A 25,693-nucleotide genomic window follows, 5' to 3' on the forward strand; every position below is an offset into this window, starting at 1 on the left:
GTCAGATCACGTCTTCGACGGAACCCAGCGGTTTGATGTGGTCCGAGGTATCGGTGATGAGGCCGGTCGTCGTTTCCAGACGTTCCTTGTGCTCAACGCGCATTTCCTGGGTCACCGCGAATGTGTCGGCATCTCGCAAGGAACCGAAATCAAGTCCGGTTAACCGCTCAAGTTCTTCAATCGTGACCTGGTGTTCTTCGAACCCCTGTCCGAAGACGAGCTCCAGGTCTCCAGGTTTTACAAGATGTCCCTGGAACAACAAAAATGCCTGGGCCTGCAGAACGCGCCGGCTGGATCGGCCCCTTTGAGAACGACCTATCGATGCGACAACTTTCCAGAAACCCATGGGAACCTTGACGCCGCTCGGTTTTTGAACAGGGTCGCCATCGTCAAACAAACACCCGACGAAAACGGATATCTTCGCATCGATCTCATCCACCCGGTCAAGAATGTGTTCTTCCAAACGAAGCCAGATTTTCTGGTTGAGTTTCTTGTGTTGCGGAGCGATATTGGGAAAGAACATGGAGTCCCGGTTGGCCTCGTCGGCTTCGGACTTTGTTCCCCAACAGGGATCGAGCCTCCTGATGAGATGACCGCGGTCCAGGTCATTGTCGAAATAGAGATCTTCTCCCGCCTGTTTGCCTTCTGCAAGGCGAGGATCGAGCTTGAATGACTTGATGCGCCGCGGCCTGCGCAGTTCGTTTCCATCAATATTTGCAGCGGCATAGAACGCCAGTTGTCGCTCTCCATTCATGACGACTGAAAAATGCCTGTATTTCAGCTCGCTTTCACCTGCATCTGTACGCGCAAGTTTGCGCATTTGCATGCTGTTCAGCTCCGGCAGCGGTACACGCAATGAACCGCGTCCAAGAAAGTCCGGCTGATATCCCTCTCGGTCTCCAAAACGTCCGGCATCTTCCGAACTGGACCCACCGCCTTTGCCTGAACCGGAATTTCCGCCGGACCCATCCATCTCGGAACAGGTCGTGAAGTAGACTGATCTGCGGCGCAGTACATCGGCAACCGTACCGATTTTCACTGCGTAGTTCTGCGTGAGCGCACTGCCTGCGAAGTGAAGACCGGCAGCACAGCCGGTCTCGACATCAATGATGACCGAACCGGAGTTTCCGCCGAGTGTGGTTGCGTTGTGGGTGAACACCGAAGACGAATGGTCTTCATCCATGATCCGCCCGGGTGCAAATCGCTTCACATTGTAAATGTCGCCAAAATAGCGATCCATCGCGTCCACGGGATTGTCGCGAACCGCTTTCGCGGGATACCCGATCACGCCGATGGTTTCGGGTCTTTGTCCATCCAGTTGCAAGGATATCGGGTCGGCCATGCCGCTCAACGCAGAACTTTTCACGCGCATGATCGCGACATCGGGAAGACCAGTCGGTTCAATGTGCAATATCGATGAAACCAGCAATTCTAGTTGCTCGTCGGACTGGTGTTCTTCCTTCAGGTCCATGTAGACCTTGATGCCCGGCGCCACGTCCCAACCTCCCCGGATTCGGCGTGAAAAATATTCCGCAACATGCCTGTTGGTGACAAATGTGTCTTCATTCACCCGCCAGCCGGTGCCGATCCATTTAGCATTGGGATCATTCACCAGATCGACACGCCCGACATTGGCAATTGCGTTGTTGATCAGGTCACGTCTGGGCAGAAGTACCTTTTTCCAGTGATCGAGTTTCGGATCTTCAAAAGTGCCGTTCTGCACGAGCAACGACGGAAAGCCGGTGCGCATGACAATCGCTTCGGTATAGGTCGGGGCGCCAAGATCCGCTTTTCCCGTCCTGATACGATCGACCGCTTCTTCGAGCGAGGCCGAGCCGGTTGTCTCCGGGCTGGCGCCTTCCAGCCCCTCGCTCGCCGTGAATGGCGTTTCCGCAACAATGTACTTCTCGTTGTCGAGAAGTTCCTCGACTGTCTGCAATTCTTCTAGCTGGGACTGGAACACTGATTTCATGACTGGAATCCAAATCTTGAGTTATAAAAAAATCAGAAAATGCAACACCCAAAAATACCCTGGGTTGAGAATTTGAAATTATACAATATTTTGAGTGCCATTTAAAGTTAGGTGCAAGCAAGAATACAACCAAGACGCAGATTTTTTACAACTCAACTCCAAAAAATTCATGTTTTTCAGTAAATTAAAAGATCTCTGTCGCGTCATTCCTTTGCATCCAGGATTCACAAAGAAGGACCACGGTCACTGTCCCTGAATATGCCGAGGCGATACACGAACGATCGATGCAGACGTGATGTGCACACCGAGGGGGAAATTCGGACACAGCTCCTTATATTTTGCTAGGTAACGACTTGAGCACCTCAGGTGAACACCAGGACAGAATTCATGACCGTCAATGCACCACTCTTCCAGTTCGATAATTCCTACGCACGTGACCTTCCGGGTTTCTATGTTGCGTGGGAGGGTGCAAAGGTTCCAGCACCCAAGCTGGTGCTCTTCAACAGGAAGCTTGCAGAAGAACTCGGGCTGGACGGTGCGGCGCTTGAAACGCCGGATGGCGCGGCGATTTTTGCGGGATTGAAGTGTCCGGATGGCGCATCTCCCCTGGCGCAGGTTTACGCGGGACATCAGTTCGGAGGCTTTTCGCCGCAGCTTGGCGATGGCCGTGCACTCCTCGTCGGAGAAATCATCGACAGGGCTGGGAAGCGTCGCGACATCCAGTTGAAGGGATCGGGCCCGACACCCTTCAGCCGCGGCGGAGACGGCAAGGCAGTCATAGGGCCCGTCTTGCGGGAATACATCATGGGTGAAGCCATGCACGCCCTCGGCATACCCACAACGCGTGCCCTTGCCGCTGTCACGACTGGTGAAACGATCTACCGGGAAGGTCCCAAGCCTGGCGCTGTCCTGACACGGATTGCAAGCAGTCATCTTCGTGTTGGCACGTTTCAGTTTTTCGCTGCACGTGGCGAAACCGACAAGGTTCGACAGCTCGCAGACTACGCAATTGCGCGCCATGACCCTGACCTTGAAAACGAAGACGATCGTTACCTGAAACTTTTCTCCCGGGTGATGGAACGGCAGGCCAGGCTGATCGCACACTGGGTGCTGGTTGGCTTCATCCATGGCGTCATGAATACTGACAACACAACGATATCCGGGGAGACGATCGATTACGGTCCATGCGCATTCCTCGACACCTATGATCCTGCGGCGGTCTTCAGTTCAATCGATCATGGCGGTCGCTATGCTTTCGGCCGGCAACCGGTAATAGCTCAATGGAACCTGGCGCGCCTGGCTGAAGCCATTCTGGCCCTGATCGATCCGGATGATATCGACAAGGCGGTGGAGCGCGTCAGCGAGGAACTCGGACGTTTCCCGGATATGTACAAGACGGCATGGCTTGCCGGCATGCGCAGGAAAATCGGCCTTGAGACAGTCCAAAGTGACGACCTGCCGCTGACCGAGGACCTGCTGAGCCAGATGCAGGCACAAAAAGTGGATTACACGCAGTTGTTTCGAAACCTGGCAGATGCAGCGACCGGTGACGAGAAGGCACTTCGCAAGCAGTTTCAAGAGCAGGAAGGCATTAATGCTTGGCTGAAGCGCTGGAAGGACCGATTGCAAAGGGAAACGACAACGTCAGACAAGACACGCGACGCAATGAACAGGGTCAACCCGGTCTACATCGCCCGAAACCACAAGGTCGAAGAAGCCCTCGAGGCAGCCGAAACCGGAAACTATGAACCCGCACGGCAACTAATGGACGTACTGGCCACACCATTCACCGAACAACCTGGCATGGATGCATATTCCGGCCCGGCACCTGTTGAATTCGGTCCATACAAAACATTTTGCGGAACCTGAGAAAAGATCACTCCGGCCTGAATTGGGCTTGCTACTTCGCCGCCAGCCTCTCAACCAGGAACATCATTTCCCGATCCATCTCGTCGCCCGGCAGGCCGACGAACCGTTCTTCAAGACTGATGGACACCAGCCCGTGGAGTGCTGAAAAGCAGGTTCGGGTGCGTGCAGCCAGCAGGTCTTCAGTAAGGTCGGGATTGAGTTTCTTCAGCGGAACAGCCACAAAAGTCAGAAGATCGACCGTCCCCTGGATGTGGCTTTCAGGCACTGGGCGGCCATCGGGCAAATGATGCGTGAACAGCGTCACCCACAAGTTTCGATGTCGGCGAGCGAATTCCAGATAAGTGCGCGCCAGCGTTTTCAGCTGGTTTAGCGGATCCTCGATACCCTCGATCGCATTTGACATGTCGGTTTTGATGCGCTCCAGCGTAACGGTATCAACAGCCGCGATCAGGGCATCCTGATCTTCGTAGTGCTTGTATACCGATCCGACCGAATATCCTGCTTCGGCGGCAATCCTGCGGATTTGCACGGCTTCCATTCCACCCGCCTCGACGGCCCTTATCGCAGCTTCAAGGACCCTTCGCTGGGTTTCCTCGCTTTTGGCTCTTTGAATTCCCGGCATTAACCAATCCTCGTACTTAAAAGTGAACTCAGTTCATTTTTTTCTTGACCTAGCGCACTTGATGTGGCTTTGTCAAATAGTGAACATTGTTCATTTTTATGGAGGATAGATGTTCGAACCACTCATATCTCAACTGAAGGCATTGTTTGAAACAAGTGCCCAGACCGGCAGACAGCAATCATCGATAACCTCGCTTGGCTGGAACGTGCGTGACGCTGCAACTTCCGTCAGGGCTGCACAGACTGCCTTGGCCAGAGCCAAGGCTGAACAGCACCAGGATCGCAACCGCCTCAGGCAGATTTCAGTATCCATCGAGGATCTGGAAAACCGGGCACGGAACGCACTTCTCAAGGGTGTCGAAACACTTGCACGCGAAGCTGCCGAAGCCATTGCGGTACTGGAAGATGAAAAGGCAGCCCTAGAGGCCGCCATCCTCAAATTCGACGAGGATCTCTTGACCCTGACGGACCAGTTGCACCGGGCTCAGGGCAGGCTGCGCGCGCTCAAGCGCGGCGAACGAACCGCAGAAGTCCGACAGCAGATCCAAAAGGCCCAGTCACTCGGCGCCGTTGCAGGCCAGTCCGCTCTTGTCAGGGCCGAGCACCAGCTGGACGACATTCTGCAAGAGCAGGAGCGCAACCAGTTGGCAGACCGGGCTTTCGCGGAGCTCTCGCCCGCAGAAAGACCCGAAGTCGTGATCGAGAAACTCGCCGATGCCGATTGCGGCGATCCGGTCCGCATCCGGGCAAACGATGTTCTTGGCCGGTTGAAAGCCGAACTCCCCCTCCTGATCGAAACTGACAAATGAGAAAGGACAATCCCATGCAGGAAGCACTCGCAAAACACTCCCAGAACTGGATCATCTTCACCTGGGTCAGCTTTGGCATAGCCGCGGTCATGATGGCCCTCGGGATTTACAATCTGGAAGCCAGTTTTTCGGCCAAGGGCTTTTACACCATGGCCGCGATCATGCTGGTGCACACCTCGATCACGCTCACCAAGACGCTGCGCGACCGGGACGAGTCCGAGAAACTTCACCACCGCATTGAAGATGCCAAGACAGAAAAGCTGCTTTTGGACATCAACAGTCCCGAGCAATCCTGATTTCCAACTGTTTTCCGCGGGTGGTTGCCAGCAACCACCCGGATGGAGGTGACCTTGAGCAAGCCATTGATGACTTCAAAGCGGTTCGCACCGCTGTTCTGGACCCAGTTCCTGTCCGCTTTCAACGACAACTTCCTGAAAAACACACTGGTATTTCTGGTCCTGTTTCAGGTCACGTCGACCGGTGCTCAAACAGGTAACACGGGCGCGCTGATTGCTCTCACCGGTGCGATTTTTATTGCGCCATTCCTTTTCCTGTCGGCAATTGGCGGTGAGCTTGCAGACAAGTTCGACAAGTCTCGAATAGCCAGGCTCTCAAAGGGTATTGAAATCGCCGGGGCACTCCTGGCAGCAGCTGGAATGCTGCTTTCATCCCTCCCGTTGCTTTTCGCCGCACTTTTTCTGTTCGGTGCGATGTCGGCGATATTCAGTCCCGTCAAGTACGGTCTGTTGCCGGAACACCTCGCAAACTCGGATTTGCCACGGGCAAATGCCTGGGTTGAAACCGGAACCTTTCTGGCGATCCTGGGAGGAACAATTTCGGCCGGCATGATCTTCAGCTCCGGTGCTCCCGCTGCTGCCTTTGCTCCGGTCATGCTTGTGCTGGCCTTAGCCTGCTATGCGACAAGCCGCAGGATTCCATCCGCCCCTGCCGCCGCTCCGGACCTGAAGATCGACTGGAATATCGCGACGTCGACCTGGTGCATCCTTGCCAACCTCGCAACGGACAAACGCCTGTTCCGCGTAGCCCTGATGAATGCCTGGTTCTGGCTGATCGGTGCGACGGTACTCGCGTTGCTGCCGCTGATGGTCAAGGATGTCCTTGGCGGGAACGAAACAGCCGTTACCTTTTTCCTGACGGTCTTTGCCGTCTCCATCGGCATAGGTTCCGCGCTGGCTGCCTGGCTGTCCGCGGGGCGCGTGGTGCTGCTGCCGGCCGCTTTTGGAACGGTTTTGCTTGCTGTCTTCTGTTTCGACAGTGCCTGGACCCTTTCGACCCTCTCGGCAACCGGATCTCCGGCAAACCTGTCAGCATTCCTCAAGAGCGACGGTGTGTTTCGCCTGACGATCGATATGGCCGGGCTGGCAATCTCGGGCGCTCTGCTGGTCGTCCCGACCTTCACCGCCCTGCAGACCTGGGCCACGCCGGAGACACGAGCGCGCCGCATAGCAGGAACGAACGCCCTTGGGGCAGCCTTGATGACCCTTGGTGGTCTTGCACTCGCCGGAGCACAAAAATTCGGCGTGTCCATACCGGCAATCATGGCATGTCTTGGCATTCTGAACGCGATGGCAGCCATTATCATGATGAATGTTCTGCCGACAAATCCGCTGCGAGACGCTGTTTCGATCCTCTACCGCGCAATATTCAGGGTCGAGATCAAAGGCATTGAGAACCTTGAAAAAGCCGGTGAAGCCCCAATTCTGGCGTTGAACCACGTGTCCCTCCTGGACGCCGGCCTTGCGCTTACATTGGCTGACAAGACCCCGACCTTTGCAGTCGATTACGAAATCGCCCAGCGCTGGTGGGTTCGTCCGTTCCTGAAACTGGCAAATGCCCTTCCGATCAACCCGGCAAAACCCATGGCAACACGGTCGCTGATCAAGGTGGTGAAGTCCGGTGAACCGATGGTGATCTTTCCAGAGGGCAGGCTTACCGTCACCGGATCGCTGATGAAGGTTTATGACGGCGCTGCCATGGTAGCCGACAAGACCGGGGCCATGATCGTTCCGATCCGCATCGACGGCCTCGAAAAAACACCCTTTTCCTATCTGAACCCGAACCAGATCCGCAAACGACTGTTTCCGAAAGTGAGAGTTACCATCATGGAACCGAAACGCCTGGAGTTGCCGGAAGACCTGAAAGGCCGGAAGCGCCGCGCCGCGGCAGGAAGCGAACTCTACCAGATCATGTCCGACCTGATGTTCGAAACCAGTCGCGCCGACGACAAGACCATACTGGACGAGGTCTTCGAAACCGCAAAGGAACGCGGATATTCTGAACTCGCTCTTGAAGATCCCCTGTCCGGCAAGTTGAGCTATGGCAAATTGTTGACAGGCATTTCCGTCCTTGGTCGCAAGATCCTGGCTCTGGCAGCCAATCAGGAAACCCTCGGGGTCATGTTGCCGAATGCCAATGGATCCGCGGTCACCGTTCTGGCTACGATGTCCGCGGGCAAGGTACCGGCGATGATCAATTTCACCGCCGGACTGGAAAACGTGCTGTCTGCCTGCCGAACGGCAAAGGTCGAAATTATACTCTCCTCGCGCACGTTCATTCGCCAGGCCAAGCTTGAGGCACTGGTCGAAGGCCTGGAGCCTCATGTCAGGTTCATCTGGCTTGACGAAGTACGCAAGGAAATCAGCCTTCTGGACAAATTGAGGGGCTTGAGCATGCGCAAACGTCCCCTCGTCAGCCGGACCGGCAACGATACCGCCATTATCCTGTTCACCTCCGGTTCGGAGGGAACGCCGAAAGGCGTCGTGCTGACACACAGGAACATTCTGGCCAATGCAAACCAGGCAGCTGCACGGATTGATTTCTCTCCGTCTGACAAGGTCTTCAATGTCCTGCCGATGTTTCACTCCTTCGGCCTGACGGCGGGAACAATTCTGCCCCTGATTTCAGGTGTACCGACCTTTCTCTATCCATCGCCTTTGCACTACCGGATCATTCCGGAGCTGATCTACAGTTCCAACGCAACGATCCTGTTTGGCACCGACACATTCCTGAATGGGTATGCCCGGGTTGCCCATGCCTACGATTTTCGGTCGCTTCGCTATTGTTTCGCCGGCGCTGAACCTGTCAAACCCTCGACACGACAGACCTACATGGAAAAGTTCGGTCTCCGCGTTCTGGAAGGCTATGGAGTCACGGAAACCGCACCGGTCATTGCGATCAACACCCCCATGTTCAACAAGCCGGGCACGGTCGGCAAACTGATGCCGGGTATGTCCGCACGCCTTGAACCCGTGCCGGGTGTGGAAACCGGTGGTCGGCTATTTGTCGCAGGGCCCAATATCATGGTCGGATATCTGAAGTCGGACAATCCGGGCGTCGTTGAACCGCTGGTCGATGGCTGGCACGATACGGGAGACATCGTCGAAATAGATGAAGACGACTACATCACGATCAAGGGCCGTGCAAAGCGCTTTGCCAAGATTGGCGGCGAGATGGTTTCGCTGGCAGCCGTCGAGGCAATCGCTGGGCAGGTCTGGCCCGACCATCTGTCAGCGGTCGCTGCAGTCAAGGACCCACGCAAGGGGGAGAAGCTCATTCTGATCACCGAGTGCCCAACTGCAACGCGATCGGATTTTCTGCAAGCTGCAAAAAAACGCGGCGCGCAGGATCTGATGATCCCGGCAGAAGTCCAGGTGGTGCAGAATGTGCCCGTCCTCGGGTCAGGCAAAATCGACTTTTCAGGCGTCAACAAACTGGTATCTGAAAGACGTTCCGCCGAACAAGCCGCCTGATCTCGCCGTACTCCGCATCCCGCGCAAACCGCGGGATGCATCCCTGTAACGTCGTTTCCGTTGCGTACCGGCCTTGAAGTCCGCCCTCTTCCCTATGAAACCAGAACCGCGTCCTTCGCGCTCGCGATTGCGGAGATCAGCCGGTCGACATCTTCATCGGCCGTGGTCCAGTTCGATACACTTATCCGAAAGCCCTTTTTCCCCTGCCAAACGGCAGGGCCGAACCAGGCTTCACCAGAATTCTGAACGTGGGAGGCAATGTCGGAGCACGCGTCTTCATTTCCTGGAAGCGTTGCGAACACCTGATTGAAATGAACGCTGTGCGGAACCTCAAAACCCAGTGTCTTAAGATCTTCAGAGATTCTGACCGCATGATCGTGAAACCGGGTCACCATTTCACACACACCGCTGCGTCCAAGGGACAAAAGCGCGGCCCAGGTTTCCGCGCCGCGCGCAGACCTGCTGAATTCGGGTGCCCGGTCGGACGGGCCCGGATGCGTCGCCGGCAGATATCCTGCTCCTATTGCCATGGAGGCCTCCATCTCATGTGGATGCCTGCAAAGCGCAATTCCCGCGTCATAAGGTGTGTTCAGCGTTTTGTGTGCGTCGACAACCCAACTGTCGGCAAGCTCGAGACCGTCATACGTATGCCGCAAAGGCTCCAGAAGCCTTGCCCAGAGACCGAATGCACCATCAACGTGAAGCCAGGCGCCAGCTTCCTGGCATCTTGTACCCAGGCCCTTGAGCGGATCGACGGAACCCGTGCATACATTCCCTGCTTGGGCGAGCACAATCGTTGTGTCATCAAGTTCCGGCAGGTCACATAGCTTCAGGCGGCCCTGGTCATCGACATCGACCCACTCGATCGTATCGGTGGCCATGCCTGCCATCCGAACCGATTTCAGGACGGTCGCATGGATCTCCGAGCTCGCAACGATTCTGAGAACAGGTGCCCCCAGAAGGCCCATGCCTCGATGGTGCCCCTGGCGGCTCAAGAGCGTATCCCGTGCCGTCACCAGAAGCGTTAGATTTGCCATCGTTGCTCCGGTGGTGAAGGCACCGGACGCTTCAGCCGGCAACTGCAGGAGATCGGCGATCCAGGAAAGCGCAATATTTTCCATCTCTAGAACCGATGGCCCCGTCAGTTGATCTGCCACCTGATCCCAGGCTGACAGCATGACGCGCGCGCCGGAAGCCGCCGGCAGGGTCCCGCCGATGACGTAACCGAAATATCGCCCGGCAGCCGACGCAACCGTCCCCTCACCGCCGATCGTTTCCATGAGGTCGAGGACCGCCATTTCGCCTAGTCCCGTTTCCGGCAAACCGGGGTCAAGGTCAGACAGTCTGGATGTATCCGCGTTGACCTGTCGCTTCCCGATTTGCCTGAGGTAAGACTCGCCTCGTTCAGCGCCGCTGGAAAAGGCTTCCGCAAGACGTTCAAGAGAGCTACTTTGCATGCCGGTTCATCCATCTATATCGAGGAGTTTCTATATAGATGAATATCAATATAGATGCGAAGTCAAGTTCCTCCCTGATGTCGGCTCTCGCAAGCCCGATCAGACTGCAGATCCTGCTTTGGCTTCTGGATCCACGCCCGCACTTTCCAGAGCAACGCGATGGCGATCTCGTCGAGGACGGTGTTTGCGTCGGGTTCATCACCGACAAGATCGGCTTGTCCCAACCAACGGTCAGTTCACACATGAAAAAACTTGCCGATGCCGGGCTGGTCACCGGCAAGAAGTTCGGTAACTGGATGTTCTACAAACCCGACAGGGTGCGCCTTGCCGAACTTGGCAGTGCATTGATTGCGGTATCACGGGCAACACCGCGGAGCCGTTCGCAATTGTGACCGGGCGTCAGGCGAACCGGGACGGTGATTTCCCTTGCTCAGTCCTGGCCTCTGCGATTAGTCTCCGCGCAAGGAATCTGCACCGCAGAGCCCGTCGAATTTCAACTGGAATTTCCATAAATGTCCGCTGCTCAATATGACGACCAGAACGTTTTCGCCAAAATCCTGCGTGGTGAATTGCCGAGCCACAAAATCTATGAAGACGACAAGACCTTTGTGATCATGGACATCATGCCGCGCGGAGACGGGCACATTCTAGTGATCCCAAAGGCACCTTCCCGCAACATTCTGGACATCGAGACGGATGATCTGAACGCCGTTATGGCGACTGTCCAGAAAATGGCGCATACCGTTATCAAGGCGTTCGGAGCCGACGGTACGACCATCCAGCAGTTTTCTGAACCAGCTGGTGGACAGGTCGTGTTTCACACCCACGTGCACGTCATTCCCAGGTTTGAAGGCATCTCGTTAAAGCCCCATACAGGTGAAATGGCAGACAACGACCTTTTGGCAGGCCATGCGGAAAAAATTCGCAAAGCGCTCGTCGCGCGGTAGTCCATACGTTGCATCCCGGACAAGGTGCGCAAGGCTCTTCACGTTTCAAAAGTCCCGCGTCCTGGATCTGTTTGATTCTGAAGGGCGTTACGTGCCCACCTGGGAAGGCACCGGGATCCGGGGAAACCACCGCATCGCCTATGAATTCGTCGTCCGTCAACTGAGACAAATGGAGCTGACGCAGACGGACACCCCTCCGGTTTGGACATATGAAGCTGAACCTAAGGAACTTGACCTTCTTGCCGAGGCCCTTTTGTCGGATCACGAATTGTCCAGGTCCGAATATGTCACCATCGAACTGATGGTCCCGGAGAAATTCATTTTGCGAACAGCCTACGGTGCCTGGTGCGAACTCTATTTTTCGTGCCTTGAAACCGGTGAGATATCGGACGACGGGTCCTGGTTGGTAGTCGACCCGGAACAAGAGAACCATGAAACAGTCCAGGCGATCCTGCCTCATATTCTGAGGTCATGGGTGGTTACCACCAAACCTCTTCGGCTCCAGCATACGTGAAGTCAGTCTCCAGCCTCAGGCTATTCCCGCAGCTATGGCTGCTTCCTCCTGTTCCCTTGCCAGATTCTGGTCTTCCTGGAGAACCTTGACGACCGCCGGTCTTTCAAAGTACCGGGCCGTATATCTCTTGAATTCATCCAATTCAGGCACAATACCGAACATGATGCCCCATCTGAGACCCATCGCCCAAAGAACATCGAGTGCCGTCAGCCTGTCACCAAGTACATATGGGCCTTTTGCAAGCTGCGCTCTCATATTCTCGATGACAGTATCAAAACTTCCATAGGGCGACATTGTCTGTGGCGGCTCTTCCCGTTTCAACGCGCGATCGACCAGCGCGGGTTCGAAGCACGACGCCATGTAGACGAACCACCGCAAATATGGTCCGCGGCGCGGATCATCCAGAGCCGGCGTGAGGCCCTTTTCGGGAAACAGGTCAGCGAGGTAAATGTAGATGGCAACCTGTTCGGTGATAACGGCCTTTCCACACCTTACCGTCGGCACCTTGCCGGCCGGATTGACTGCCAGAAAGCCGGACTGCCGGTTCTCTCCAAGTTTGAAGTTCAACACGTTCAGCGTGTAGGGAGCACCCAGCTCTTCCAGCAGAACACGAACGCCGGTCGCTCGGGTTTGAGGAGCGTAAAAGAGTTCTACCTGATCCGCCATTGCAATCACCTGATCTCGGGAGTGTCTGCTGGTTACCAGACTATCCTATCAAGCAGCCACCAGCCACCGATCAAAAAGGCTTCTGCGGCCAGAACGCCGACAACGACTTTTTGGCGCGAGATTAAAAACGCAGAGAATCCGACACCTGTCGCTGCAATACGCAGCCACATCGGCGTCTCGCTCAAGATGCCTTGCGGAAACAGGATCAACTTGGAGATGAGTCCGGCAACAAGCGCCGTTGCAACGCAGCGCACCCAGATCAGCAGTTCACTGTCTTCCCGGAGTCTGCCGCTGGCGAAAACGCCGATCCAGCGCCAGACATCGGTTGCCAGCCAGCCCGCGACCAGTATCATGACATAGGGCCACCACCAGGTCTCGCGTATCAGACCTTCCGTCATGAACGCCCTCCACGCAGCACTCTCATGCCCAGGTAAGTTGCCGTGCCGCCTACCAAACCTGTCCATAACAGGTCCAGGCCAGGCAGGTAGAGGAAAAAGACCGGTCCGAGCGCCAGCCCGACAACCATCGCAATCTTGTCGACGTTCAGTCGCGCCGCGCCCCACAGCGAGCACAGGAAGTAAACAGGTGTGAGCAGTACCAGCGCTCCTGCCACCACATCCGGCATTCGTTCCACCGCCATGTAGGCAAAGCCTGTCATGCAGAACACGAACGACGTCACCGATGCGCCGAAGCCGGTGAAATACGGCAAGCGCGCCTCACGTGGCAGGTCCGGCAGATTGCGCATGGCAAACACCCAGGCAGTCACCGCAACAAAATGCGAGGCGATGAGAAGATGCCAGGTTTTTGTCTTTCCCGGCACCTTCACCATCGGCATGAGCGCCATGGTCATCGGCATGAGACGCACAGAAGCAAGCGCGACAGCTATCGATGCCGGGAGCAGTCCCATTCCGGAAGACAGAGCTCCGGTTAGAACGACGATGGAAGGCAATGCCCAGATAAGCCCTGTCATCGCCAGCGTTTCGGGAAGAGTCAGCCCGGTCTCGCGAGCAAGACCCGCATAGCCGACAAACGCTGCAGTCAGGATCAGAGCCGGTATCGAAATCGCCGCGCGGGCACCCAGCAGGAACCACTTCCTGCCTGTCTTTGGCGGCTCGTCAGGCAAATTGGATTGCGCGGTCCCATGCGGAACGGTCATTGGGAAAGGACTCGAAAATAAGATAGTAAGGAAGCCTTACCTTTATCAGGTAATCTTGTCCAGTGTACTCAAGTGTCAGACCGACCGCGTCAACCCGCCGTCGATACGGATATTCTGACCCGTTATGTAGGCCGCCTCATCGCTTGCCAGATAGGAAATCAGACCGGCGACTTCATCGGATCGGCCATAACGGCCCATCGGGATACGCTCGCGCCGGTCATCCTTTTCCGGAAGACTGTCGATGAAACCGGGAAGGATGTTGTTCATCCGTACGTTCTGCGCCGCGAACTTGTCGGAAAAGAGTTTCGTGAAGCTGGCAAGTCCGGCCCGGAACACACCGGAAGTCGGAAACATCGGGTCGGGCTCGAAAGTGGCAAAGGTGGAGATGTTGAGGATCGTCCCGCCTCCCTGCTCCGCCATGATCGGGGCAACGATCCGGCTCGGGCGTATGACATTCATCAGGTAGTAGTCCATTCCCCGATGCCAGTCCTCGTCGGAAATTTCCAGGATATCACCCTTGGGACCATGACCCGCAGAATTCACAAGAACATCAATTTGGCCATAAGTTTCCAGGGATTTTTCAACAAACGACTTCAAGTTCTCCGGCTCAAGATTGGAGCCTGTGTATCCAAATCCGCCAAGCTCCTTGGCAAGCGCCTCGCCCTTTCCCGACGATGACAGGATCGCGACTTTCATGCCATCAGCGGCAAGGCGGCGCGCTGCGTCGGCGCCCATTCCGGACCCGCCCGCTGTAATCAGGGCAACTTTCGTATCGGACATGTTCAACTCCTGTTCGGCTTTGTCCCAAGTTAGGAAATCCTGGAACAGTCGACCAACAAATTTGTCGAATGGATTTGGTGAAAGAAGTGAAAGGACCGTTTGTGTCAAAACAAAAGACCCCGGATCATCTCCGGGGTCTTTCGTTGCAATCGCGTTGCCTTGTTCAGTCTGCCAAAGGCACTTTTGGCACGAGGCTCTTTTTCGACGAGCCGCCCTTGTTTCCGCCGGAGGACTTTGTCTGCTTGGCCGCCGATGTCTTTGAAACCGGCTTCCGGCGCCGTTTCGGTTTTGGTTTGGTTTCCGTCTTGGCTTTCGGTTTGGGCGGATTTGCCCGCTCTTCAATGCTTTCCAGCAGCAGGCCCTTGCCATCCTCGGAAACCGACACCTTGACCATGCCGCCCTTTTTCAATTTGCCGAAGAGAACTTCGTCGGCAAGCGGCCGTTTTATGTGTTCCTGGATAATCCGGCCGAGTGGGCGGGCCCCCATTCGGTCATCGTACCCCTTGGTCGCCAGCCATTTCACCGCATCGTCGGTCAGTTCGAACGTGACATTGCGGTCCGCAAGCTGCACCTCAAGCTGCATGACGAACTTCTCGACCACCTTGTAGACAACTTCCATCGGCAGGTTGCCGAACGGAATGATCGCATCGAGACGGTTGCGGAATTCCGGTGTGAACAGTTTGTTGATCGCTTCCGTGTCGTCTCCTTCCCGCTTTACGCGGTTGAAGCCGACAGGCATCTTAGCCATGTCTGAAGCGCCCGCATTCGTGGTCATGATCAGGATCACATTGCGGAAATCGACCTGCTTTCCGTTGTGATCGGTCAGCTTGCCGTGATCCATCACCTGCAGCAGGATGTTGAAGAGGTCCGGATGGGCCTTTTCGATTTCGTCGAGCAACAGGACACAATGCGGATGCTGGTCGACCCCGTCGGTCAACAGGCCGCCCTGATCGAACCCGACATAGCCGGGAGGGGCTCCGATCAAACGTGAAACCGTGTGCCGTTCCATATATTCAGACATATCGAAACGGATCAGTTCCACGCCGAGCGACGACGCCAGTTGCCGCGCCACTTCCGTCTTGCCGACACCGGTCGGGCCGGAGAACAGATAACTGCCGATCGGCTTGTCCGGCTCGCGCAATCCTGCGCGTGCGAGTTTGATTGCCGAGGCCAGCGTTTCGATCGCCGCGTCCTGACCATAGACAACCCTCTTGAGGTCCTTTCCAAGGTTTTCCAGAACCTCTGCATCGTCCTTTGAAACGGATTTCGGCGGAATGCGGGCCATCGTGGCAATGGTGTTCTCGATTTCCTTCACGCCGATTGTTTTCCGGCGTCGGGCTTCGGGAACGAGCATCTGCGACGCGCCGGTTTCGTCCAGGACATCGATCGCCTTGTCAGGCAGCTTCCTGTCTGAAATGTACTTTGCCGACAATTCCACCGCCGTCTTGATGGCATCGTTGGTGTACCGTACCTTGTGGAAGTCCTCGAAATAGGGCTTCAGCCCCTTTAGGATGTCAATTGCATCGGGGATCGAAGGCTCGTTCACATCGATCTTCTGGAAACGGCGGACAAGTGCACGATCTTTTTCGAAGAACTGGCGGTATTCCTTATAGGTTGTGGAGCCGATACACCGGATCGCGCCGGAAGCAAGCGCAGGTTTGAGCAGGTTCGACGCGTCCATTGCGCCGCCCGACGTGGCACCGGCACCGATCACGGTATGGATCTCGTCGATGAACATCACCGCACCCGGATAGTCCTCGATTTCCTTGACCACCTGCTTCAGGCGTTCTTCAAAATCGCCCCGGTAGCGCGTACCGGCGAGAAGAGACCCCATGTCCAGCGAGAAGATGGTCGCGTCCATCAGGACGTCAGGCACATCCTCGTTGACGATACGGTGAGCCAACCCTTCAGCAATCGCGGTTTTACCAACGCCCGGATCACCGACAAAAAGCGGATTGTTCTTCGCCCGGCGGCAAAGAATCTGGATCGTACGTTGAATTTCGCTCTCCCGGCCGATCAGGGGATCGATTTTTCCGTTGACGGCCTTTTCGTTGAGATTGACGCAATATGCCTCAAGCGCATCTGTCTTCTGGCTGGGCTTCTTTTCCCCTTCAGAGCCTGGAAGAATGTCCTCTTCCTCCGCACCTTCGACAGGACGGGCGTCGGACATTCCGGGACGTTTGGCGATGCCATGAGAGATGTAGTTGACCGCGTCGTAGCGGGTCATGTCCTGATCCTGCAGGAAATAGGCAGCGTGGCTTTCGCGCTCGGCAAAAATTGCGACCAGCACGTTGGCGCCGGTGACCTCTTCCCTGCCGGAAGACTGGACATGGATGACCGCCCGCTGGATGACGCGCTGGAATCCCGCCGTCGGCTTTGAGTCCTCATCACTATCTGTCACCAGATTGTCGAGTTCGGTCTCGATATATTCAAGCAGATTGCGTCGGATCGTATCCAGATCCACATTACAGGCCCGCATGACGGCAGCTGCGTCCTGATCGTCGAGCAACGCCAGCAGCAGATGCTCAAGCGTAGCGTATTCCTGTTGCCGTTCGTTGGCGAAAGCCAGCGCCTGGTGAAGGGCTTTTTCTAAACTGCGCGAGAAGGAAGGCACGTGCGTTGGTCCTCACTTTTTTTCCATGACGCATTGCAGAGGGTGCTGATGCTTGCGTGCGAAATCCATCACCTGGGTTACCTTGGTCTCTGCGACTTCATAGGAAAAAATCCCACATTCGCCGACACCATGATGATGAACATGAAGCATGATACGGGTCGCTTCTTCCCTGTTCTTCTGGAAAAAGCTCTCCACTACATGGATGACAAACTCCATGGGAGTGTAGTCATCATTCAACAACAGCACACGATAGAGGTTGGGCCGCTTGGTAACCGTTTTGGTTCGGGTAGCGACAACAGTTCCGGCGTCACCACCGTCATTGTCTTGATCTGAACCCGCCGACATTGCCTTACCTATCGCTTCTCTCATTCCGGAAAACACCGGTTTTCGTTTCCCGGGCCGGAGCGCACATGCAAACCGGTCCGGCTTCTTCAATCCGCAGATTTCAACTCCGCGAATATCTTTTTCTACACCGGTAATCCTGCCGCGCAAGCCGCGCTCGCGCAATGGTCGATTTCATCAAGATTCGGGTGAACCTCCTGTTTCCGACAGAAGCGTCACCGTTAATCGGGAATGTAGGTGTCTGAAAAACGATTAAAAGGTGGGAACGATATGCAAATCCACGTGAACGCGATTTCGTTCCGGCCTAACCGGCAAAATGTGGGTATATCTCGATAAACAAAAGAAAACCCGGCTCGATCGAGCCGGGTTTGAAACGTAATCCGCCAGGTGGCGAAAAAGCAGGGAGGCTTACTTGCCCATTTTGCCAAGCACGCCTTCGTAAGGCTTGTAGGCATCTTTGGACATGTCGGTAACCATTTCACTGATCTTGGTCATTTCGCCGACAAAACCTTCGTACGAGGTTTTGACATAGTCAGCCTGCGCTTCAAACGCCTTGTCCAGGGACTTGGACGCAACAAGCTTTTCAACGGCTGCGGTGCCTTCCTCGAAGGACTTCTTCTGGTAATCTGCTACTTCAGCTGCGATCGCCTGAAAGCCCTTGCTCATCGAACCAAAGGATGCCATGGCGATATCCATGTTGTCCTTGCTCAGCTTTTGCATTTCTTCAAAATTGTTCATCATTTCACTGACCTCTTTCAGCGAACCGGCGCGCAAGGCCTGCATCAAAGGCCCTTGTTGGCAGTCGGCACGCGCATCACGTTACCTATGGGCATTCTCGTAATGCACTGCACAATAACTGTCAAGGCGATTTTGCACTGCAAAAACAACCATTACGAGAAATTAATCCACACTATCTCAATCAGCGAATTTTACATCTGCTGTTGAGGTGGCCTGCTGTCAGTGCACTTTCAATTGCGATCGGCGCTCAGGAAAAACACACAAGGAGTATTCGGAAAACAATTTTTCGACGAACTCAGAAATCGAAAGCACATATCAGTATCTTAACAAAAAATTCAGAATTTTGCTTCCAATTTTTTACAATTGTATTATTGAATCAAAACACAATACTTGTAAAAGCGAATAGACTTGAATTAACGTTTGATTAACTCTAACAAAAAACTATTTTTCAAAGTGCTTTTTCGGCAATCCATTTACACATTTGTAACCGTGATTCCATCAAATGAACTGGACATCACGGAGCTGCGGCTTGAATCGCAGGGGGAAATGATCCAACCCGCCAGGCTTCAATCAGAAACGTGTGACCCGGATTGGGAAAGTAACTGTGTTTGGTATGCGTTTTCTTCGCAATGCAATAGCGATAACCCGAGTGGGAAAAATTCTGGTACTCAGCGTGTTGCTGATCTTGCTTCCAGTCACGGCGATGGCCAATTCCAAATATGCCGGGATTGTCGTTGACGCCAAAACCGGCAAGACACTGTACGCATCATCTGCCGATGCCTACCGGTATCCTGCGTCGCTCACGAAGATCATGACCCTGTACGTGGTTTTCGAAGAGCTCTCGGCCGGACGCCTTACGCTCAATTCCCGCCTGAAGGTGTCCAAGTATGCTGCGGGTCGGCCGCCATCCAAATTGGGTCTGAAGCCGGGAAAAACCATCAAGGTCAAGGACGCAATCCTTGCGCTGGTGACCAAATCCGCAAACGATGTCGCAACAGTTGTTGCCGAGAACATTTCAGGGTCCGAGAAAAAGTTTGCCCAACGCATGACGAGCACGGCGCGGTCACTGGGCATGAAAAAGACGACCTTCCGGAACCCGCATGGTTTGCCGAATTCCGGCCAACGGACAACTGCTCGGGATATGGCGACCCTTGGACGAGCGATTCAGGAACACTACCCGCAGTATTACGGCTATTTCAAAACGCGGTCCTACAAGTACAACGGCCGCACTTACGGCAACCACAACAAGCTTCTTGGCCGTGTGAAGGGTGTTGACGGCATCAAGACCGGCTATATCAGGGCATCCGGATTCAATCTCGTCACTTCGGTCAACCGGAACGGCCGACAGATTGTTGCCGTTGTGATGGGCGGCAGGTCCGGTGCATCCAGAAACGCCCAGATGACCAAGCTGATCAGCCGCTACCTGTCCAAGGCAAGCCGTGGCAAGAAAACCGTTCCCATGATAGCCAAGCGCAGCGGCGCACCGATCTTTGTTGCCTCGGCCCTGGCTCAACCGCCATTGCCAAGGGTAAAGCCGGGTAGCAATCAGAAGCCTGCGTCAGGAGCCCCGATGGTTCTGGCCTTCAATGCGGCTGAAAAACCGATCGCTGCTCCGGTGCCAACACCTTCCGTTGCCTCCGTCACCACAGCTTCAGTCAAGACCGAGCCTGTAACTGTACCGGGTTTTGGAGACGCGGTTCCAATACCTCCCAAAATTGTCAAACAGCGTTTTGACGAGACATTCGCAGTCGCAACCGCGCTGCCGCCAATCCGCCGTGAAAGCCCTGATCTGGATCTGACGACGAATTCAGTCTCGAAAAAAGCACTGCTCGACGCTGCAAGGGCAGATGTGACCAGACGCACCACTTCTCAGCCAGACAGTGAAGGCCGACCAATCCCGGCGAAAACAATCACTGTGGAGACGGTCAAGATTGAAACGGTCCCGGCGCCCGAAGTTACTGCATCGAACGTGAAAGTGGCGGCAGCCTCGGCGACCGCGCTGCCGGTTGTCGAAAGCCAGTCGAAGGATGACACCGTCACTGTTGCGACCAGCGATACGCCGGATATCGAACCGGGCTGGCAGGTGCAGATCGCCGCTTCGGAGACCGAGAACCAGGCCGTTGCACTTCTGAAGAAAGCCAAGGCCAGAACGGGAGCGGCTCTTCGTGGACGTTCACCATACACAGAACCCGTTGAAGCCAACGGACAAACGCTCTACCGCGCGCGCTTTGTTGGCTTCAAAAACAAGACCGCAGCCCGCAAGGCCTGCAGTACACTGAAAAAGGCAAAATTCGCCTGCTTCGCCATCTATCAGTAACTGCGTAACGGATGTCGTCAATGTCTTCTGAGAAGCGTGTCTTTAGCCTCGTTGATTTTCGCCGCGAGGAAACCGGATCCTCCTTTGTCGGGATGAACCCGCATCATGAGCCTGCGATGCGCGGCTCGAATTTCCGCGTCCCCGGCATCGGGAGAAAGCCCCAGGATCTCGTAGGCCTCCTCATCTGTCATGGGGCCAGAGCTCGCCGGGCTTCCCTGCCCCTCTGTTCCATCAGACTGGAAGTGTTCACGCCATCCGGCAAGCCTGCGGTCGAGATAAGCTTCGACTAGCTTGCAACTTTGTTCGTCCTGGCCACATTCCTGCCAGAACGAAAGCAGGTCCTGGTCGCTTAGTTCGTCCAGCCTGCGGCCTTGAAAACCTCCTGCCAGAATCAGACCGGTCATTTCACCGGTATCGTGATCCAGTTCCATTTCGACCATTGCAGTTCGCACCCTGGATCTTTGACCTGATGCCTTGTTCGGCTTGTAGCTTCCTGTCAGGCGACCGAGACCGGCAACCCCAAGAAGAGACAGACCAAACCCTATCAGCGGTATTGCGAACATGAACCGCCCGGTCAGCATGAAGACGGCACCCAGGGCAAGAAGAAGAATTCCGCCGTACTTGCGAAGCTGGCGGGCGAGATCGCCAGGATTGGCCTGAACAAAACTGCGCGCACCCAAGATGACGGCAGTGAGCAGGATCAGTCCGATAAGAAAATAGAACATCAGTCAGATTTGATTTGCTGCAGAAGCAGACGGGCTCCCTGCCCGCCTTTGCGTTCAAGTGCCACAAGTGCGTTGTGTCCGCCACTTGCAAATACCGCAACCGCTTTCAAGAGCTCGGCAAGCTGCTGTGCAGACCCTGCATCAAAGGGACAATAGGCTCCTTTGGACAAGCGTGCCATCTCGCGAAACGCCTGTTCCGCAATGGCGTCTCGCCCTTCCTGAAACAAGAACACCGGTACGCCCATCAACCCGAGTTGTCCGGCTTTGTCGCAAAGAATATCCACATCTTCTTCCATACAATCGCCGACATAGACCACAGCGGCAATCTTGTCGTCCGCGGCTGACTGGAGAGCCGCGGAAAGCACTTTGCTGATCTGAGTACGTCCACCCTGAACGGAGATCCGGCTCATGGCCTTTGCGAGCTCATCACTGCGCTCGAACCAGCGCGACGCTCTGCATTCTCCAAAGCCGCGAAAATAGACCAGCTTGATCTTCAAACCACCGATATGGTCTGCTTCCTGAAACATTTCAGACTGAATGTGGCAGGCCCTGTCCCAGGTCGGCTGTCGGCTCATGGTTGCGTCGAGCGCAAAAATCAGTCGGCCATCGCTCCCTGCTTTTGGCTCGATTTCCTTCGCTTTCTCAAGAAAGGCAGAGATATCGGACGCGGCCGAAGGCAAATCGCCTTTTTTCCGGACAGGTTTCCCCGTCGCGTCCAGATCTGTTTTCGCCATTCATATTCGTCCCTGCTGCGCTCGATACATTCAAATTGGGCCTGCCGGTCTGATTTGGCAAGCACAGCAGCTGTCTTCATCCCAAACTAGATGAGATTTCGATTCACCTGGTTTGATTGGCCAACAGATAGCTTCGCCTGCCACGCATCAGCAGGTATGTCTCGACCAATATCGCATTTGGTATCCAACACGCCCAACTGATGATCGGGTAGGCCACCTGAAACTCAGCGCCCAGTGCCATCGATGACCCCAGATAAACACGCAATGTTACCGCCGCAAAGGTTAAGGCAGCGGAACGGAGCATCCAGTCGCGATGCCTGGCAAACTGCCGTGTGAGCGCAAAATACAGCGCACCGAGTGTTGTCCAGAGCCAGACAACGGCCAACGAAGCAAATCCGGCACTCGCGAAAACACCGGCCGTTGAATGAAACGCCAGCTGAAAACCGGCAACACCGGAAATCACGACCGCCGCAACGTAGATCCGTCCAACCCAACGGTGAAGCGAGGGGTGTTTGCGGCGCAATCCGGACATGAACTGAAACGGCATCAGAAAGAGAGCAACCGGTGCGACGGCGATATGCGCAAAGAGCGCCAGACTGTTTCCCGCCAAATTGTGTGAAACGAAATCCATGGCGATTTCCACGCCGAGTGGAACAAACCTGTAGGAAACAAGCGCCACAAGAACGGACGAAATGACGCTCGCCCAGAACGCAATACGGCCGGTTAGTTTCAAAACCTGTTCCATGCCTCTCCTCCAACTTGACAGTGTCAAGATAAGATCAAACTTGACACTGTCAAGACAATCGATGAAGACGGTCACATGGTGGATGAACAAACGACAAGGCGAAGAACGGATCGCGATCTGAAAACGGCACTGATTGACGCTGGTGTCGAGCTTCTGCGAATACGGGGGGCAGACGGCCTTTCGCTCCGAGAATGTGCTACGATGGCGGGAGTTTCACACGCCGCACCCGGCTATCATTTCAAAAACATAATGGGCCTTTCGACTGCGATCGCTGCGCGTGGCTTCCAGCTGTTTTGCGAGGCCATGACAAGACGGCTGGACGGGGCCGGTCCTTCCCCCCGGGATCGCCTGTCGGCTATTTGCCACGGTTACATCGACTATGCGTCGGATCATCCAGCTTTGTTTCTGTTCATCTTTTCCGGACAGAAGTTCAATGAGAACGACGAGTTTTTCTGCTCGCACTCCGAACGCGCATACGCCATCCTCCGGGAGGCTTGTGCACCTTTTGTCGCCTCCGGGACACCGAAAGAAGACATAGAGGTCCTGGTCTGGTCACTGGTCCACGGTTATTCCCAGCTTTCCATGACCCGCAAGAAGGAAAACCCCAAACTGGACCGGTCGTGGCCGGATTTTGACCAGCTCTTCAAGCATTTGGGTAAGGCGCTGACGCCGAACGACGAAACATGAACAGGCAGTTGGATGCCTTCATGCGATCATAACAGACAGAGTTCCGTCAGATCCTGGCGCATGGCGTCCGACATGGCTTTGGTCTCCGCGGCCAGCCGCATGTCCGCGGGTGCGTCATCCGCTTTCAGATACCGCCATCCCTGAAACGGGCGCCTCGGCTGGTATCTCGTGAGGATCAACCTTGGTTCGAGCACGAGGTCGCATCTCTTGATACCGGCATCGTCCGTGAAGGGACGAATATCGATCAGATGCTGGCGAACCTGGATCTTGCCCTTGATCACCCAATAGAGCGAACCGCCTTCCAGCAAATCGTCCTTGCGGGTCGGTACCATGCGCGTGGTGTGTGTCGTTACTTCCTCCAGCCCTGCCAACCGGGCCTGCTCGATCCGAAAATCGATCGAGGCCTGAAGAGATTCCGCGCTGTCGGCGCCGACACAGAGTTTCACCAGATGCAACGTCATTCTTTTGACCTAGCAGGCCTGTCCGCGAGGTCAAGCTGGCATGAGTAAACGTCGGTGGATTGTGCACAGCTCCCCACATCAAAAACTTGCGTGCAACTCGCGAACAGGGTTCTCTTTTAAGATGGACGTGTTCGTAACCGGTGGCACCGGCCTGATCGGTGCAGCCGTTGTCAAAGAGTTGCTTTCCAAGGGGGCTCGTGTCATCGCTCTGGCGCGATCGGAGGCCGCCTCCGACAAGTTGCGCGCCTTCGGTGCCAGCGCTTTTCCCGGTGACCTGAAACACGCTGAAAGTTGGGTTGGCAGGGCAGCGTCCTGCGACGCAGTCATACACGCCGGTGCGACATTTGCAGCGGATATGGGCAGGATCGACCGACTTTCAATGCTGGCGCTCAAGCAGGCCACCAAGCACAGGAAACAACCCCTGAAGCTTATCTATACCGGAGGCATCTGGCTCTTTCCTTCCGTACAGGGCACACAGGCTATCACGGAAAAAACCCCGTTTGCCCCCGTCCCTGCCTTCCGGTTCATGGCGGAAACCATCCGGACGCTGTCTCATGGCACGGATCTGAACCTTGTGGTGATCCACCCGGCTCTCGTCTGCAGCAGGTTATCAGGACCGATCGCCGAAATGACGGAAGCACTGAAGGCAGGCAGACCATTCAGGACGCGCGCGGCCTCCGAGACGCTTTGGCCGCTTGTCGAGGCAAACGATCTGGCAGCGCTCTACGTTCTGGCACTCCGGCAGGCCCGTTTCAGAATGACATTGATGGCAAGCAGCATATCCGGCATTTCGGTTCGTCATCTGGCTGCCCACATTTCGGCCCGGCACGGTCTGCCCCTGGAAATCGAGACGGTTCAGGCCGACAAGGCCGTTCCTCCGGAAACGGACTGGAGCGCCGGCTACGCGTTGTCCCAAAAAATCGATGTCACCCAGACAACTCGGGCAACCGGCTGGCAACCGGAGCATTCCACGATCGAGGACATGGTCGTTTCTCTGTCGAGATAGCGGTGCAGCAATCTAAAGTGCTGCCGGGCGGGTTTTCGGGCCAACACTTTCTAAATATGTCACACACTATCGTGCGCCGGACACCAATCTGGAGCCGTGCATGGCAAGACATATCGCGACCATTCTGGCTTTCCTGTTTCTGGTAATCCCGACAAGTGCCCAGCCGGAATTGCCGGTGGGCCAATTCAGGATCATCAATACCGCTGCCTTCATGGAGCTCGATGGAACCCGAACGGCAATTGACACAGGCTTGCGTGGCGGCACGGTCGACATTGGTTTTCCGGCCGACGGATCGCTGATCCTGACCCTCGGCGGCACGAGAATAGAGCTCTTTCCGCTTGAGGCGGGTCTTGCCGGCCTCGCCTGGGATGCTGACGGCACAAGTCTGTTGCGTTGGCGCGATATTGAAGCAATGAACCCGTCCTGGTCTCCGCGGGATATCCCGTCCTGGGGTGCGGAACTGGCCTGGCCAGACCTCGGACTGGCACGTTTGGTGATGATGCCATTTGGAAATTCGGGGTATTCCGGGCTCCTGATCAGTTATCCCGGCAATCGCACGGTGGTTCGCCAAGTGGAGTTTCGTCAGGTATACGGTCCACAGAACCGGCCGAACTCTTCACCGACAAACGCTGCAGGTGCTTCAAATCGTTATTGAAATGAAAAAGGCGCAGCCATCGGCTGCGCCTTCAATTGAAAACGTCCCGCTGGCCTTACTTGGCAACGGCGACGGCTTGTTGCGCGCTTTCCACATCGTTGAAAAGGA

The 25,693-nt window shown here is 55.5% G+C and carries 25 protein-coding genes; 11 read left to right on the plus strand and 14 right to left on the minus strand.

The window, feature by feature from the left end; translation table 11 throughout:
* Nucleotide 1: 1 nt before the first annotated feature.
* Nucleotides 2-1,972, minus strand: coding sequence for a DNA/RNA non-specific endonuclease (locus ACO6TI_RS22340; protein ID WP_422383409.1), 1,971 nt, complete (start codon nucleotides 1,970-1,972; stop codon nucleotides 2-4).
* A gap of 387 nt (nucleotides 1,973-2,359) precedes the next feature.
* On the opposite strand from ACO6TI_RS22340, the gene ACO6TI_RS22345 reads away from it, so the two are divergent.
* Entirely contained in the window at nucleotides 2,360-3,841 is a 1,482-nt protein-coding gene (locus ACO6TI_RS22345; RefSeq protein WP_422383410.1) for a protein adenylyltransferase SelO, read from the plus strand.
* Nucleotides 3,842-3,872: 31 nt separating this feature from the next.
* Here the strand turns inward: ACO6TI_RS22345 and ACO6TI_RS22350 are convergent, their stop codons facing one another.
* The gene (locus ACO6TI_RS22350; RefSeq protein ID WP_108876035.1) at nucleotides 3,873-4,463 is read right to left on the minus strand and encodes a TetR/AcrR family transcriptional regulator; all 591 of its coding nucleotides are present in this window, start codon (nucleotides 4,461-4,463) and stop codon (nucleotides 3,873-3,875) included.
* Between the two features lie 109 nt (nucleotides 4,464-4,572).
* Here ACO6TI_RS22350 and ACO6TI_RS22355 point away from each other — a divergent pair, with 109 nt between their 5' ends.
* The 3 genes from ACO6TI_RS22355 (at nucleotide 4,573) to ACO6TI_RS22365 (ending at nucleotide 9,041) form a co-directional block, all read left to right on the plus strand.
* Entirely contained in the window at nucleotides 4,573-5,271 is a 699-nt protein-coding gene (locus ACO6TI_RS22355; RefSeq protein WP_422383411.1) for a PspA/IM30 family protein, read from the plus strand.
* Between the two features lie 14 nt (nucleotides 5,272-5,285).
* Complete coding sequence (locus ACO6TI_RS22360; RefSeq protein ID WP_104704104.1) at nucleotides 5,286-5,567, plus strand: YiaA/YiaB family inner membrane protein; 282 nt, start codon at nucleotides 5,286-5,288, stop codon at nucleotides 5,565-5,567.
* 69 nt (nucleotides 5,568-5,636) lie between these two features.
* Entirely contained in the window at nucleotides 5,637-9,041 is a 3,405-nt protein-coding gene (locus tag ACO6TI_RS22365) for an acyl-[ACP]--phospholipid O-acyltransferase (protein WP_422385325.1), read from the plus strand.
* Nucleotides 9,042-9,133: 92 nt separating this feature from the next.
* Here ACO6TI_RS22365 and ACO6TI_RS22370 read toward each other — a convergent pair whose 3' ends face one another.
* Nucleotides 9,134-10,498: a pyridoxal phosphate-dependent decarboxylase family protein gene (locus ACO6TI_RS22370; protein ID WP_422383412.1), complete on the minus strand. Its 1,365-nt coding sequence runs from the start codon at nucleotides 10,496-10,498 to the stop codon at nucleotides 9,134-9,136.
* A gap of 38 nt (nucleotides 10,499-10,536) precedes the next feature.
* On the opposite strand from ACO6TI_RS22370, the gene ACO6TI_RS22375 reads away from it, so the two are divergent.
* The 3 genes from ACO6TI_RS22375 (at nucleotide 10,537) to ACO6TI_RS22385 (ending at nucleotide 11,959) form a co-directional block, all read left to right on the plus strand.
* A complete protein-coding gene (locus ACO6TI_RS22375) occupies nucleotides 10,537-10,890 on the plus strand; it encodes an ArsR/SmtB family transcription factor (protein ID WP_055115780.1) in 354 nt (117 codons plus the stop codon).
* Nucleotides 10,891-11,010: 120 nt separating this feature from the next.
* Nucleotides 11,011-11,445, plus strand: a complete 435-nt coding sequence (locus tag ACO6TI_RS22380) for an HIT family protein (RefSeq protein ID WP_108876038.1) — start codon at nucleotides 11,011-11,013, stop codon at nucleotides 11,443-11,445.
* 91 nt (nucleotides 11,446-11,536) lie between these two features.
* Nucleotides 11,537-11,959 carry a hypothetical protein gene (locus tag ACO6TI_RS22385; RefSeq protein WP_108876039.1) on the plus strand — a complete coding sequence of 141 codons (423 nt, stop codon included), beginning with the start codon at nucleotides 11,537-11,539 and terminating at the stop codon, nucleotides 11,957-11,959.
* Between the two features lie 15 nt (nucleotides 11,960-11,974).
* On the opposite strand, the gene ACO6TI_RS22390 is transcribed toward ACO6TI_RS22385, so the two are convergent.
* The 7 genes from ACO6TI_RS22390 to ACO6TI_RS22420 form a co-directional block, all read right to left on the minus strand.
* Nucleotides 11,975-12,625 carry a glutathione S-transferase family protein gene (locus ACO6TI_RS22390; RefSeq protein WP_108876040.1) on the minus strand — a complete coding sequence of 217 codons (651 nt, stop codon included), beginning with the start codon at nucleotides 12,623-12,625 and terminating at the stop codon, nucleotides 11,975-11,977.
* Between the two features lie 32 nt (nucleotides 12,626-12,657).
* The gene (locus ACO6TI_RS22395) at nucleotides 12,658-13,023 is read right to left on the minus strand and encodes an AzlD domain-containing protein (RefSeq protein ID WP_108876041.1); all 366 of its coding nucleotides are present in this window, start codon (nucleotides 13,021-13,023) and stop codon (nucleotides 12,658-12,660) included.
* Nucleotides 13,020-13,781 carry an AzlC family ABC transporter permease gene (locus ACO6TI_RS22400; protein WP_422383413.1) on the minus strand — a complete coding sequence of 254 codons (762 nt, stop codon included), beginning with the start codon at nucleotides 13,779-13,781 and terminating at the stop codon, nucleotides 13,020-13,022. The genes ACO6TI_RS22395 and ACO6TI_RS22400 overlap by 4 nt, the downstream gene beginning before the upstream one ends.
* A 75-nt stretch (nucleotides 13,782-13,856) precedes the next feature.
* Entirely contained in the window at nucleotides 13,857-14,561 is a 705-nt protein-coding gene (locus ACO6TI_RS22405) for an SDR family oxidoreductase (protein ID WP_422383414.1), read from the minus strand.
* Between the two features lie 163 nt (nucleotides 14,562-14,724).
* Nucleotides 14,725-17,175 carry an ATP-dependent Clp protease ATP-binding subunit ClpA gene (gene clpA / locus ACO6TI_RS22410; protein ID WP_055115794.1) on the minus strand — a complete coding sequence of 817 codons (2,451 nt, stop codon included), beginning with the start codon at nucleotides 17,173-17,175 and terminating at the stop codon, nucleotides 14,725-14,727.
* Between the two features lie 12 nt (nucleotides 17,176-17,187).
* Nucleotides 17,188-17,520, minus strand: coding sequence for an ATP-dependent Clp protease adapter ClpS (gene clpS, locus ACO6TI_RS22415; protein ID WP_029061852.1), 333 nt, complete (start codon nucleotides 17,518-17,520; stop codon nucleotides 17,188-17,190).
* A 405-nt stretch (nucleotides 17,521-17,925) separates the two neighbouring features.
* Complete coding sequence (locus ACO6TI_RS22420) at nucleotides 17,926-18,258, minus strand: phasin family protein (RefSeq protein ID WP_055116807.1); 333 nt, start codon at nucleotides 18,256-18,258, stop codon at nucleotides 17,926-17,928.
* Nucleotides 18,259-18,868: 610 nt separating this feature from the next.
* Between ACO6TI_RS22420 and ACO6TI_RS22425 the strand changes: the two genes are divergently transcribed.
* On the plus strand, nucleotides 18,869-20,572 hold the full coding sequence (locus tag ACO6TI_RS22425; RefSeq protein ID WP_422385326.1) for an SPOR domain-containing protein: 1,704 nt from the start codon (nucleotides 18,869-18,871) through the stop codon (nucleotides 20,570-20,572).
* Between the two features lie 17 nt (nucleotides 20,573-20,589).
* Here ACO6TI_RS22425 and ACO6TI_RS22430 read toward each other — a convergent pair whose 3' ends face one another.
* The 3 genes from ACO6TI_RS22430 to ACO6TI_RS22440 all read right to left on the minus strand — a co-directional run bounded on the left by ACO6TI_RS22430 (nucleotide 20,590) and on the right by ACO6TI_RS22440 (nucleotide 22,776).
* Complete coding sequence (locus ACO6TI_RS22430) at nucleotides 20,590-21,297, minus strand: DnaJ domain-containing protein (protein ID WP_055115798.1); 708 nt, start codon at nucleotides 21,295-21,297, stop codon at nucleotides 20,590-20,592.
* Entirely contained in the window at nucleotides 21,297-22,031 is a 735-nt protein-coding gene (locus ACO6TI_RS22435) for a hypothetical protein (protein ID WP_104703978.1), read from the minus strand. Before ACO6TI_RS22435 ends, ACO6TI_RS22430 begins: the two co-directional genes overlap by 1 nt.
* A gap of 103 nt (nucleotides 22,032-22,134) precedes the next feature.
* On the minus strand, nucleotides 22,135-22,776 hold the full coding sequence (locus tag ACO6TI_RS22440; protein WP_422383415.1) for a DUF2306 domain-containing protein: 642 nt from the start codon (nucleotides 22,774-22,776) through the stop codon (nucleotides 22,135-22,137).
* Nucleotides 22,777-22,851: 75 nt separating this feature from the next.
* Here ACO6TI_RS22440 and ACO6TI_RS22445 point away from each other — a divergent pair, with 75 nt between their 5' ends.
* Entirely contained in the window at nucleotides 22,852-23,463 is a 612-nt protein-coding gene (locus ACO6TI_RS22445) for a WHG domain-containing protein (RefSeq protein WP_197000634.1), read from the plus strand.
* Nucleotides 23,464-23,489: 26 nt separating this feature from the next.
* Here the strand turns inward: ACO6TI_RS22445 and ACO6TI_RS22450 are convergent, their stop codons facing one another.
* The gene (locus ACO6TI_RS22450) at nucleotides 23,490-23,924 is read right to left on the minus strand and encodes a DUF1489 family protein (RefSeq protein ID WP_055115803.1); all 435 of its coding nucleotides are present in this window, start codon (nucleotides 23,922-23,924) and stop codon (nucleotides 23,490-23,492) included.
* A 121-nt stretch (nucleotides 23,925-24,045) separates the two neighbouring features.
* On the opposite strand from ACO6TI_RS22450, the gene ACO6TI_RS22455 reads away from it, so the two are divergent.
* On the plus strand, nucleotides 24,046-24,930 hold the full coding sequence (locus ACO6TI_RS22455; RefSeq protein WP_055115805.1) for an NAD-dependent epimerase/dehydratase family protein: 885 nt from the start codon (nucleotides 24,046-24,048) through the stop codon (nucleotides 24,928-24,930).
* 100 nt (nucleotides 24,931-25,030) lie between these two features.
* On the plus strand, nucleotides 25,031-25,585 hold the full coding sequence (locus tag ACO6TI_RS22460; protein ID WP_422383416.1) for a hypothetical protein: 555 nt from the start codon (nucleotides 25,031-25,033) through the stop codon (nucleotides 25,583-25,585).
* Nucleotides 25,586-25,693 lie beyond the last annotated feature (108 nt).

This window comes from Roseibium album (assembly GCF_965233825.1).
Lineage (GTDB): Bacteria > Pseudomonadota > Alphaproteobacteria > Rhizobiales > Stappiaceae > Roseibium > Roseibium album.